Raw genomic sequence first — 12,619 nt, forward strand, 5'->3', positions numbered from 1 at the left:
GACTCTTTCAATTGCAGGGCATTATCTGCTGCGTAGATACCACTCACCTCAACACTGGTGACCAGAAATAGATGATACTTGCTTGAAACTAACAGCATGTTAACGGCTTTATAAGTGCATTCTTTAACCGCTATTTAAGCGCCTTCCAAGTTAATGGGTGTCCATCACATTATTCGTAGCCTGATGCCAGGTGACCTCTACCTTGATCCTGGATACTACGCCTTTTTAACTACACCAAAATTTTTCACGGCGTACATAGAGTTTCATTCTGCACTACCTATTGCTATTAAACCCAGCGAAGCCAATAGATTAATAAGGATCAATGTGAAACATGCAGAATAAAAAAGCCCTCCGCTCTGCCCCACATTGATTCCATAGAGAAGAATTTTTAGCTTACACAGAAAACAACTCAGAAAAGAAGAAATGCTTTATGATTATTATTTAGGAGGGATTTAAATAAGATTGCCTATTTGAAGTCACACCCTGAAACTTTTGAGCGGGGATGAATACATCGCCTCCTCCGAACAATACAATGTATAAGTTTAGAATCAACACGGCCTGCCATCTTATAGAAAATTGAGTGAATTATCGGCTAAAAATCGTTACATTTTTAAAAAGGTACAAACATTTTTCACGCCTTTATATTCAATCGATTTTAGCCACAAAAAATTCTTAAACTTTTCCAGCACACTGCGAAAGCTTCTCTATACTCTGCTCAGCCAGCTGGATACCCGACACTTAAAGCATTCCCCCTATTATTGGCACCTGATTTACTTCTAGCTGGTCAAATTGTTAATGGGGCTTTATCAAGTCTCAATACTCTCAACCCAGAAACCATGAAATACCTGGACGATAGATTTTTATATCGATAAAGGCCTACTCAAGGAGTACGTTCATGTACCAGCCATATGCATACGCTCAAGGGACTTTTGGACAGCCACTTAACTACGCTATTCCTCCAATCAACACAGTCGCAGGATTCACCAATATATTCCCTCATCATGCTGTACCACAACTGAGCCCCCAAGGTTTCCTGGGTGATTTGGTGAGTCGGGCGGCGCCATTAATTGGCGGTATTGTTGGTGGACCTCAAGGCCAGCTGATCAATTCCCTTGGCGGTCTTGGTCAATTGCTTCCCTTCCAAGCATTACCACAAATTCAGCCTCAACTTACCCAGCCATTCATTCCTCAGGGATATATTGGAGAATTAATCAACCGGGCAGCGCAACAATTTGGGGGCTATTTGGGGGCACCCCAAAACCAATTTGTGAATGCTGTGAATAACCTCAGTCAGTTGCTGCCTTTCCAGGCTGCGCCACAATATACGCCCCAGGGTTTCCTAGGAGAACTGATAAACCGCGCTGCTCCGGTAATTGGCAACTACATTGGTGGCCCACAGGGCCAACTTCTCAACAATATTGCGCGACTAGGTCAGCTACTGCCATTCCAGGCCATGCCTCAGTTCGTTCCACAATTAACGACACAGCCCTATTTAAATCAGTTTACCCCTGTTCCCCAGATTCAAGAGCAGCTGGGGACCCTCCCTGCTCAAATGATGAACCCAATGACGGGTATCGGCCATGCATTGCCATTTCAGGTAATACCACAGACTCCATATCAAGGATTGCAAAATTTAAGTGGTATCGGCCAGGCATACCCATTCCAGGCCATGCAGCAGCCTAACTCACCCCTACAGCAGCAATCCTATTTACACTAATCAAACACTGATTCTTGGTGGCGGATTTTCCGCCACCAGTTTTATATAACTTGCCCCGGCATTCTTTAAGTTGATCGTTATCAGAGAAAAATAATGAAAAAATTTGAGCAGTATGTGGCTGTCCCTAACCGCAAGCTATTAGCTACCGCCATAGAATTGGAGGAGCTGGCACGCGAGGCAAAAAATTGCCCAGATGTGAAAGAAGTCGTCTTGCGCAAAAGCAATGTCACACTACGAGCTACACCAGATGCAGTTGAAAACTTAAGAAGGAAATTAGGCGGGAAAGTGATCATAGATCCAGACAGACCTATTCAGCCAATCGGCTAATATTGAATACCCTCTCGATTCATTACTTTCGGACGTTAAGTACACGCTAAAAGTCAGCACCGCACTGAAAGCGAAGGAACACAAACATGACTGAATCCCGACAAGAAAAGGCCGCAGGAGAACCTTCGGTCGAGGTTGCAGAGAAGGTCGAGTTACTTATTTCTCCCCGCCGGAGCCAAGTGGCCAAGTCTATGGGAGTCCAGCTATTAAACGCTGGCTCAATGCACAATATAATTTCAACTATTGCCAGGCAGCCCGGTTGTGAAGTGCTTCGCGAAATTAGGCCAGGTAGAAAGCTAAAAACACTTTCAACTGCAGATGAAGCAACAAATATCTACAAAGTGCGTATGGATGTTGATGCTGCCGCTACTCTCTACCAAACGGCCCCTCCCAATATTGCAGTTGAACTGGATTCATTACTTTCTTATGGGCAAGCTAATTTTGCACCAAGCTTTACTGCAATTTTTGCCCAGCAACCCGGTCTCTTGCGTGAATATCATGCTAAGGCCCAACAAGTCCGGCTCCGAGTGGTCGGCTCAAAGGGTGAACCGATTCGGGATGCTCAAGTAATTGTAGAAAGTGCGGGCTTCCCACAAGAGGGCGTAACCAACAACAAAGGGGAAGTGGCAATCAATATTTTCGCCCAGAGTGGCGGGGCCCAGATCAAATCCCTTCTTATCCGCCCCTCTAAAGATTTCTGGAATAAATATATTCGTTGTCCCTCACTTTCTCTGACAGGAGTAAACCTGGTCAAATTGCACTCACTAAGCGAGGCAATCCCCAGCTTTCCAAATAACGCTCCCTATGGCTGGGGGCAAAAGTACATGGGCTTAGATCAACTTCCCGATGAATATACCGGTAAAGGTATTAAGATCGCCATCATTGACTCGGGGGCCGATAACCAACATCCAATACTCTCGCATCTAAAAAATGGCATTGATGTCACTAATAATTACGACAGCAAAAGCTGGGCAGAAGACATTGTCGGACATGGAACCCATTGCGCAGGTATCATTGCCGGCCAACCCTCTGGGACTGATGCTATACGTGGCTTTGCACCAGAAGCCGAAATTTATGTATTTAAAGTCTTCCCTGGCGGCCAATTTAGTAGCCTGATTGATGCAATCGCTCACTGCATTGAAATAGGTATTGATGTAATCAATATGAGCCTGGGGAGCACAGATTCATCAGAAGCCGTTGAACAGCAAATTGAAGATGCCGTGCAACATGGTATCGCCTGCGTTGTTGCCGCTGGCAATTCTGGCGGCCCTGTTCAGTATCCTGCAAGATCACCCAATGTTATGGCTGTAGGGGCGATAGGAATGCTCAATGAATTTCCAAGAGACTCCTGGGATGCTCAAACCGTTATTCCATCAACCGTTACTGCAGATGGTGTTTTCTTACCCACCTTTAGTTGCCATGGACCAGAGGTATCAGTAGCGGCTCCGGGAGTGGGTATTGTGTCATCGGTGCCAGATAAAGGATTTGATGTACAGTCAGGCACGTCCATGGCAGCACCTCATATCACTGGTCTTGCTGCCCTGCTACTTGCCCACCACCCATTATTTAAAACCACTTTCAGACAGCGTGATATTTCGCGTACAACCGGCCTCTTCCAACTGATCCGAACACTAACATCACCAATAAATCTTGGGGCAGATAGAGTAGGAGCCGGTGTTCCCAGGCTATTTGGTATTGATTCTCTATTCGAGTCAGCCAAAGAAATGGCAAAAACCGAAGGTGTTGGTGTATCTGCCGCCCAGCACACAAGCCCACACGCTTCTCCTTATACCGGATATAGCGTGCCGCCAATGCAAGGGTATACGGGGGCTGGAGCAAACTGGTCCGGCCATCAGTTTGTCCCGGCCTATTACGGGGCAGAGGTTAGCGGAATGCCCCCCCAACAACCAGTGATGGGTACTTTCCCAGACGGCTTCGCCTTTGCCTATGGAATGCCCTTTATGGATCCACGCTCCATTCGTTATTGGTAGAGACATCCACAGAGGCCACGGGAACCTGTGGCCTCTGTATCTACGTCATTCCTCAATGCTTGCGCATGGGCCATTTTCCCTATATACAGCTTGAATAAAAATCAACCACCCTTTCCCCTATCAACATTTTTCGGCGGCGCTTTTCTACATAACACAACCTCTAGTGACATATTGGGTTGTGCTTAGATATATCATTTACATTGATAACGCCTTTATAAGTGTATTCTTTAATCTGACTTGATAGTAAAAGCTGATTCTACATGCACTAACTAGACGCACCGGAACGAATGATTAAACCCAGGTGCCGTGACTCATTTGCTTGATGGCGACATGTCGGCACCTGTAGGCTTGCTCATTGTCCAAATTGGAACTTGTTGGATTTTCTGCCAGATAATGATGCGTAAACAACTTCTCTCTTTGTCTTTGATTGTTCTTATCCTTTCACCGGTTTCTAGAGCATATGAGCTCTTATACACGGCAAAAATCGACCCTGAAAGTAAGAAGGCCTTGGTTGAGGTAGCTCTAAGCGGTGAAGACGTACCCAGTAAGCTAACCCTGAACCTGGCTTCAGGCCGTTATAAGGACCTGAAGAGCGCGCAGCCTTTGGAAGAAAAGGAAGGAAAGGCTATATGGCACACCGCCGGCAACGAGGCAAAACTCCGTTATAGTTTTGTTATCAATAACCAAAGGAAAAACGGTGGTTATGATTCACGCATTACCAAAGACTGGGCAATTCTACGCAGCGATAAATTAATTCCGCCAATTTCTGCTACCAGCCTAGGACGGGCCACAGATACCCGCCTGAAGTTAGAGATGCCTAAAGGTTGGTCTTCCGCTCTGCCCTACCCTCAAATCGAAGAAAATCTCTATCAAATATCCGACAAAAAGCGACGTTTTGTCAGGCCAAAGGGATGGATGATTGTTGGTAAGATCGGTAGCCGCCAGGATTTGATTGCCAACACAGATACCAGAATTTCCGGCCCTAAGGGGCAAAACATCCGTCGACAGGACATTCTTGCATTTCTCAATTGGAACCTGCCAGAACTTAAAAAAATCTTCCCTCTATTTCCAGATCATTTATTGATCGTTACCGCTGATGACCCTATGTGGCGAGGGGGATTATCCGGGACGCGCTCATTATTTATGCATGCCGATCGGCCTTTGATCAGTGGAAACCGCACCAGTAGCATGATCCACGAGCTAGTACATGTCGGAACAGGTATCCATGGAGATGACCAGAGTGACTGGATTGTGGAGGGCCTTGCAGAATTTTACTCCCTTGAAATTTTAAGAAGAACTGGTGGCATCAGTGATGACCGCTACCAAGAGGCAATGGATAAACTGATTAATTGGGGAAAAAAGGCCCCCACTCTATTGGTGAAACGCTCCTCAGGGCCGGTTACAGCGCGGGCAGCGGGAGTTATGCTGGAACTCGATAAAGAGATTCGTGAAGCAAGCGACGGTAAGGCCAGTATCGATGAGGTTGCGAAAGCACTCGCGAGTACCCGTGGCGAAGTGACTTTGGAACGCTTTCGAAAGCTGTCAGAACAAGCAGCTGGTAGACCCGTAAAAGCACTGGCCTTAGAAAACCTCACAGAGAAAAATTCTAAGGTTGTCAAACAACAGATAAAAAAAAGCCCTGACGACGGGGGGGGAGAGCGTCAGGGCCAAGACCATTAGGAGTGAAACTTGGAGGATTTCATCCTTGCTACACTACGGGCAAATACCATCCTGGTGTGCCCTACCGGCATTGCATAACACGTTTGGGGGGAGACATGTTAGCCAGATAAAGACAGTATCGAACACCCTCAATGGATTGCCAGCAACCCTTCCAATAAATTAAGAACAAATGGAAATAGCTTCATTGGCAACCGTACTAAAAGTTATTAAGTCTATTGCCATAAGGTCATCCGTGAACTTTCCAGACTTTTTTCCTCAAGTTTTACAATTTGTTGAAAACAACGCTTGACTAATCTCTGATAGTCCATAGAATAGCGCCCACTTACGCAGCCAAGGGCACGTAAGTATAAGAAAACGCTAGGATTTTTCAGATTTATCAGATAGAATTCGCAGCGTTCTCATCCACACAAGATGTGGAACAAAGGCTAGGTGGCAGAGTGGTCATGCAGCGGACTGCAACTCCGTGTACGCCGGTTCGATTCCGACCCTAGCCTCCATTTTTCCTTTTCATTGCAGAATCCTGTGAACTGCATTGAACGTGAGGATCCAGGGAAGAGCAAAAGTGCTAAAATCCCACCTCGCAAAGGAGCTGCCCGGGTGGTGGAATTGGTAGACACAGGAGACTTAAAATCTCCCGGCTTCACGGCCGTGCCGGTTCAAGTCCGGCCCCGGGCACCACACATTTTGTTAGAATCAAAAAGCGAAATATATCTTGGCACAAATTTTGTGCACACCTTCAGAATCTCTAAACTCTTTCTCAAAATTTAAGGCAGAGAGAGTAGAAATCGTTTTCTTGATTCAAAAGTACTCCTACTCCCCTAATCACTCTATTTAAATCAGCCCGCCCTTATAATCCCAGCTGTAAAATAGTCAAGCCCCTAGACATCAATACCACCTAGGTTAATGGTTCGTCGATCCCACAAGGTGGTAAGGCACTTGACTGAAGTAAGCTTTAAGGAACCATGGGCCAGATTTTCAAACTACCATAATTTGCCTGATAGATTTCAGCTATCTTTTTTGCCAGCCGGCATCCCTTGCTCCCGAAAAAATAGGGGAGCTACGCTACTTCTTAGCATTGTATACAGCAGAAATAAATGCGGACTCTGTCTCCCCACCCATGATTTACAAAGAGTGAAAAGAGGTAATTGCCTAAATTTTCAATAGAGTGATGGGCTCAGCCTAAGAGATTCATTAATCTGAGTTGACTCTTGCTAAACAAACCTCAGCCGACACTTTCCTCCCATCGCCAGGAGAAGTCATTCACGAGCGACCCAGATTAACTCTTACAATAGCATTTTCTCACCACGCGCTTATCGCCCCAGCTTGCTTACGGTCATCATTGCTCAACATTACCCCGTTGAGATACTCACATACTGCACCTGTAGTTAATAGAGAAGCCCTCAAACCCCTTAGTTGCTAGCTTTCTGGGGAATCGCAGCCTAAGAAAAAAGCCTATTTTATTCTGTGTATATCGATGAGTTAGTCATTAGTCTTGAACATTTTTTATCCTCTTAAATTACCACCAGAAATCAACCTGGACTGACCTGATACCGGGCCATTTATAATCATACTCAATTAAATTTTCGATCATCGCGCTGTTATTTCTGGGAGACTCTTAAAAATCAAATGTCCCCCCTTCTAACCAATGAGCCACGTGATCACTAGAAAAGTTGATAGCGGTCATGATGGCCACCTTCCATTTGTCTCTACAGTACCAAGTAGCTGCAGCCTATTAATTTAGCTGTAGGAAGAAGCTAGTTGGCGTATATTTGCAAATGAAATAATAGTCGTTGTGATAAGGTCACAATGTAACTGTCAGACCAACAACATATGGATTCTTAATGTGCCAAAGCAAAGCCCTTTTAGTTATCGATGTTCAAAACGCTCTTTGTCACGGTAAAGGAGCTACATATAATGCACTTGGGGTAATCGATAACATCAATCTAGTTGCGTCGCGAGCAAGACAGGCTGGTGCCCCGGTCATTTATATTCAGCATGATACTGAGTCAGATGCTTTAAGGTATCAAACAGAGAGCTGGCAACTCCCAAAAGAGCTAGAGAACTCAGACTCAGATATTTACGTAAGAAAGCAGGCCTCAGACTCTTTCAAGGACACCGATCTCAAAGACCACCTGGATAGATTAGATATTCAGGAGCTAATTATATGCGGCATGCAAAGTGAGTTTTGCGTAGATAGTACGTTAAGGTGTGCCCTATCGCTTGGCTACACTGTCACCGTCATAGCGGATGGCCACACAACTGTAGATAACGATATTATTCCTGCAAATACGATATCCAAACATCATAACTGCACTTGGGAGAATATTACCAGCTATAGCGCAAGAGCAACTGCAATCAATGCCAGTGAGATCGTACTATGAAAGGCCTAATAGATTTAGACAAACGGACAAATTACTCTGCCTTTGGCTCCGTAATTTGCCATTGCTAAAAAAGCTATTTATCGCTCAAGTGCCAAAATTCTGGGCACCACAAGGAGGTTAGATGTTAGGAAATCAAGCCGCAAAAGAAATAACGTATTGGCATATCGCACTTAATATCAGTTTTACACTTTGGTTTTTAGCTAAAATTGCAAAGCGCAAAGAGCTATTGTCATCTGATATATCTATTACGCTAAGCGCTACTTGTGCATTGCTATTGTTTGTTACAGTCGGTGGGCTATCACTAAAATTATTCAGGAAGCTGCCTGCACTGACTGTTTCTATTTTAAGCATACTTCCGCTGATTAATTTTTTCGTCTTTTTCTACTTAAATTACAAGGTAAGGAAAGCAAAGAGACAGCTGTACGGCTAAGCCTATATAACAACTCCATTAAGCTTCTGCAGCCTTCTGCGTAGCTCACAGGGCGCGGGCTAAAGCCGACTTTCGTTTGAGCGAAGAGCGAAATCAGTTAGCTTTTGAAAAAGAAATGAGCCGTATAAGGGAGAGGAGATAATCGAATATTGAGGGCAATCAGACTCTGAAGATACGCTCAATGAGCGTAGATTTTTAATTTTAAAGTGGAACCTATTGAGAAGGCGGAGATGCATTAGTTGCACTCCAAAAGGCTTTCTATTCAATTCGAATGAATGTAACCGAGTAAAAGAAATTTACTGTATTTTGAAAGGGGGATAAACCCACCAGTGGAAAGAATTCTTGCTTAAGAGCAGAGACAATTACCATTATGCAAGAGGTTTCCCCTGTACAGTACAGAGAAGTTCGTTTACTCGATCGTATATTTGTAATTGATTTTTCATAGTATTCCTGCAACTTTGACAGACCAGTTGGTAAAAGGCTTTGTAAGTGCTATCAGATCGGTATAACAAGTGAAGAGAGTTTTTCATCTTCTCTACTTAAAACCAAAGATTGGGCGAGGCATTTATTCACAAGGTTGAAAATTAACCAAACCCTCAAATCACCACTCTCGGCAAATCCCCCCTACCGAGTGGTATAAGCAGGCGATGTAAACACCTGACGACGCATCTTCCACTTTTTCTGAATGCCTTCGGCCCCTAAAAACAAATTCCCGCGCCTAAACTTTTCATTAATCCAGTCCATCGCCTGTATGATCTCCCCTTCCCTGCCCCATTGCCCCGACTCAGGGCACGGGGGATTATTACGTCTAGCCCGGCTGCCGCTTTCATAAAGCGGCAGCCGGGAGGCTATCAATCCGCAATGGTTTCTCTTACCAGCCGCACGATCACCCCGTCGCATCGGTGGAGTATGGGGTCTGCACTACGGCGCTGCGACTGTAGTAATTGGGCTCATGGGGTAAGGCATGTAGGAATACATGTAAGGCTGTAAACCTCCACTTTGGCACCTAATACCCGCAGGATAGCCATTACTCTGTGGGAGATATGGCCATTCAGAGTAATTTCTAGAGAAGGTCGCACTAGATGAATGTGCAACCAGCACGGAACTCAGGAAGTACATCAAGTTATTAAATATTGAGATTTTTTTGCTTAGCATCAAAGTTGCGTTATGAGATAGTTGCTATAGATCTATAGAAATATGACGCAAAATATATCAATTTTTGTAACTCATTAATTTTATTTCCTTTTATTTTGATAGAGCCAAAATCAATGGGAAAAGTAAATTACAAAAGGTTGAACCTCTTTACGAATATCTTATTATGCGATGACATTCATTTGATGCGACACCTATCATGCATATCTCTCAGTTCTCAACAGGCTGTGGTGCGCTCGTGGAGGGCATACAGCTAGCTAATTTATCTAGTACCGAGCTAAGCGACCTACGCCAAGCTTTCGCTGATCATGGCGTGCTATTTTTTCGCAACCAGTCTCTATCCCCTGAGGAGCACCTGACCTTTGCCCGCCGCTGGGGCGAAATTGTCATCAATAAGTTTTTTACCCACACTCAGGAATATCCAGGCATCGCTGAAGTACGCAAGGAGAAAGATCAGGAAACCAATGTAGGCGGTGGATGGCATACTGATCATTCTTATGATCAGGAACCAGCCCTCGGCTCGATTCTGGTTGCCAGAGAATTACCCAAATCCGGAGGCGATACCCACTTCGCCAACCTACAAAAGGCGTACGAAAGTCTTTCCAATGGGCTAAAGCAAACACTGGAAACACTTAGGGCCGTACATTCCAATGTCCACGTATATGGTGAGGATGGTTACTACAAATCAACAGATTTGTCATCACAACTTGGGGGCGTCAACGAAGTTGGAGAAGCGATTCATCCGGTGGTAATCCAGCACCCCGATAACGGACGCAAGATTCTCTATGTAAATCCAGGGTTCACACTGCGCTTTGAGGGATGGACACCTGAGGAAAGTAGACCTCTATTGAACTTCCTATTTGCCCACGTGCTCACTAATGGCTATACATGCCGCTTCAATTGGGAGCCGGGCTCAGTCGCATTTTGGGATAACCGCTCTACCTGGCATTCTGCCGAAAATGATTATCAGGGACAGTTCCGCCTAATGCACCGTATCACTCTTGCCGGAAGAGCATTAGAAGCTGTCTGACCAGAGTTTGGGGCGTCGCAGTTCACCGGTCAGTGAAAAGGTTCGGCTGCGCCCCAGGTAGCCTCCTCACACTGGCCGGGGCTTTAATCATCAACGGTTAAGTATGTGTCATTATCGACTATTAAAAAAAGGCAACTTCTAGACAAAGCTCGACCCCCGAGAAGTATCCAGTTACTCCACCTTCCTCTAGTGATTTCTCTACACACCTGGCCCTACCCTCTAACCGACTCTTATCTACTGGATTTGATTAGTGTCTTGCATCGCCGCTAAACTTAGATGAAAGCGAAAGGGTTCTTCTCATCTAATTTCGAACAAGTGGCTGAAACCAGCTGGTCAAAAAAATGCGTAACGCAAGAGCGATAAAAAATATGACTATTGATTCTGTTTGGAAAGAATATCGTTCAGCCCTGCGAGCTTTTCTCAGCTCAAAGGTTTCATCTGCCGATGCAGTTGATGATCTGCTCCAAGAGATCCTGATAAAGATTCACAGGAATCTCCATACAGTAAGGGATCAAAAAAGTATCAAATCTTGGCTATTTCAGATAGCCAACAGGACAGTTATTGATTTCTACCGTGAAAATGGAAGGCTCAAGGAAGTAGAACTCGAAGACAACTTGTTGTTACCTGAAGAGGATTCAGAAACGCAGCGTAGGTTATCAGCCTGTATAGAGCCTTTTGTTAACGCGCTCCCACAGGAGTCAGCTGCTCTACTAAAGGCTATTGAACTGGAAGGTCAGTCACAAAAATCTTATGCGACAGAGCATAAAATCCCCTACTCCACCTTAAAATCCAGAGTACAAAAAGGTAGAAGCCAACTGCGCAAACTATTTGAGGACTGCTGCCATTTCACTCACGACAGCCATGGAACAGTGATCGATTATGTGCCGAAATCAAAACACCATAAAAATTGTTAAATAGTTTCGTCTTTTTCAAAAAGCTTCCGTCATATAAATACAAACCAATGACGAGGACGAATTATGATCAAGGTTGTCAGCTTTAAAATATGCCCTTTTGTTCAGCGAGTAACCGCCCTTCTTGAAGCAAAAGAGATTCCCTATGAAATTGAGTACATTAGCTTGAATGATAAACCTCAGTGGTTCCTGGATATCTCACCCACTGGCCAGGTACCAGTTCTAATCACCGATTCTGGGGAGGCCCTCTTTGAGTCCGATGCGATTGTTGAGTACTTAAATGAAATAGCCCCACCTCTAGAGTCAGGGCTCACTCCAGAACAACGTGCGCGCGACCGAGCCTGGAGTTACCAGGCAGCAAAGAACTATTTACTACAGTGCTCTGCTCAGCGTAGTAAAGATGAGCAAACACTGGCTGAGCGCAACGAAAAACTGAGCAAAGTTTTTGAGCGAGCTGAAAAGGCTTTAGGACAGGGGCCATATTTTAAAGGCGCGACGCTAAGTAATGTCGATATTGCCTGGCTACCACTTCTTCACCGAGCTGCCATTATCAAAGCACGCTCCGGGTACGACTTCATTCTCGACTACCCAAAAGTAAAGGCATGGCAAACTGCCATTCTGAATACTGGATTGCCAGAAAAATCAGTACCTGAAGATTTCGAAAAGCTCTTTACAGATTTCTACCTATCAGAAAATACTTTTCTTGGAGGTAACAAGGCAAGTACCCACAATCTAGATAACTCTTGCGCCAATGGGAGTTGCTGCTAATTTTCTCTACCGCACGCCCCTTCAAAGAGGGGCGTACAAAGAGAAAGCGTGTCAATTTACCCAGCACAAACATACTACATAACTCGAATAAATCATTAGTCCTTGTCATTTTATTCACTGCAACTACTTCGGAGCTCATAGTAGTCAACAAGTCAAAGCAACCCTATTTACACTTGATGTTACAATGTTATGCGCGATCAGATATTTCTAGATGTCTGGATTAATATCTAGA

At 44.8% G+C, this 12,619-nt stretch carries 10 protein-coding genes and 2 tRNA genes; 11 read left to right on the forward strand and 1 reads right to left on the reverse strand.

Features of this window, described 5'->3' with window-relative positions; genetic code table 11:
• Positions 1-895: 895 nt before the first annotated feature.
• The 8 genes from ACJJIV_RS00790 to ACJJIV_RS00825 all read left to right on the forward strand — a co-directional run bounded on the left by ACJJIV_RS00790 (position 896) and on the right by ACJJIV_RS00825 (position 8,526).
• A complete protein-coding gene (locus ACJJIV_RS00790; protein WP_444890376.1) occupies positions 896-1,717 on the forward strand; it encodes a hypothetical protein in 822 nt (273 codons plus the stop codon).
• 93 nt (positions 1,718-1,810) lie between these two features.
• Positions 1,811-2,044 carry a hypothetical protein gene (locus ACJJIV_RS00795; protein WP_444884983.1) on the forward strand — a complete coding sequence of 78 codons (234 nt, stop codon included), beginning with the start codon at positions 1,811-1,813 and terminating at the stop codon, positions 2,042-2,044.
• Between the two features lie 86 nt (positions 2,045-2,130).
• Complete coding sequence (locus tag ACJJIV_RS00800) at positions 2,131-4,035, forward strand: S8 family serine peptidase (protein WP_444890377.1); 1,905 nt, start codon at positions 2,131-2,133, stop codon at positions 4,033-4,035.
• Between the two features lie 393 nt (positions 4,036-4,428).
• The gene (locus tag ACJJIV_RS00805) at positions 4,429-5,715 is read left to right on the forward strand and encodes a hypothetical protein (RefSeq protein ID WP_444890378.1); all 1,287 of its coding nucleotides are present in this window, start codon (positions 4,429-4,431) and stop codon (positions 5,713-5,715) included.
• A gap of 423 nt (positions 5,716-6,138) precedes the next feature.
• Positions 6,139-6,212 (forward strand) — tRNA-Cys (locus ACJJIV_RS00810).
• Positions 6,213-6,306: 94 nt separating this feature from the next.
• Positions 6,307-6,393: transfer RNA gene (locus tag ACJJIV_RS00815), tRNA-Leu, on the forward strand.
• Between the two features lie 1,163 nt (positions 6,394-7,556).
• Positions 7,557-8,096, forward strand: a complete 540-nt coding sequence (locus tag ACJJIV_RS00820) for a cysteine hydrolase family protein (RefSeq protein WP_444890379.1) — start codon at positions 7,557-7,559, stop codon at positions 8,094-8,096.
• 121 nt (positions 8,097-8,217) lie between these two features.
• Positions 8,218-8,526 (forward strand): hypothetical protein, encoded by a 309-nt coding sequence (locus ACJJIV_RS00825; protein ID WP_444890380.1) that lies wholly within the window; start codon positions 8,218-8,220, stop codon positions 8,524-8,526.
• A gap of 624 nt (positions 8,527-9,150) precedes the next feature.
• Here ACJJIV_RS00825 and ACJJIV_RS00830 read toward each other — a convergent pair.
• Positions 9,151-9,426, reverse strand: a complete 276-nt coding sequence (locus tag ACJJIV_RS00830; RefSeq protein ID WP_444890381.1) for a DUF4113 domain-containing protein — start codon at positions 9,424-9,426, stop codon at positions 9,151-9,153.
• Positions 9,427-9,877: 451 nt separating this feature from the next.
• Between ACJJIV_RS00830 and ACJJIV_RS00835 the strand changes: the two genes are divergently transcribed.
• The 3 genes from ACJJIV_RS00835 to ACJJIV_RS00845 all read left to right on the forward strand — a co-directional run bounded on the left by ACJJIV_RS00835 (position 9,878) and on the right by ACJJIV_RS00845 (position 12,387).
• Entirely contained in the window at positions 9,878-10,708 is an 831-nt protein-coding gene (locus ACJJIV_RS00835; protein WP_444890382.1) for a TauD/TfdA dioxygenase family protein, read from the forward strand.
• Positions 10,709-11,049: 341 nt separating this feature from the next.
• On the forward strand, positions 11,050-11,622 hold the full coding sequence (gene sigZ / locus ACJJIV_RS00840) for an RNA polymerase sigma factor SigZ (RefSeq protein WP_444890383.1): 573 nt from the start codon (positions 11,050-11,052) through the stop codon (positions 11,620-11,622).
• Between the two features lie 63 nt (positions 11,623-11,685).
• Positions 11,686-12,387 (forward strand): glutathione S-transferase family protein, encoded by a 702-nt coding sequence (locus ACJJIV_RS00845; RefSeq protein WP_444890384.1) that lies wholly within the window; start codon positions 11,686-11,688, stop codon positions 12,385-12,387.
• Positions 12,388-12,619: the final 232 nt, after the last annotated feature.

Source organism: Microbulbifer mixtoriginis (SeqCode) (assembly GCF_052466765.1).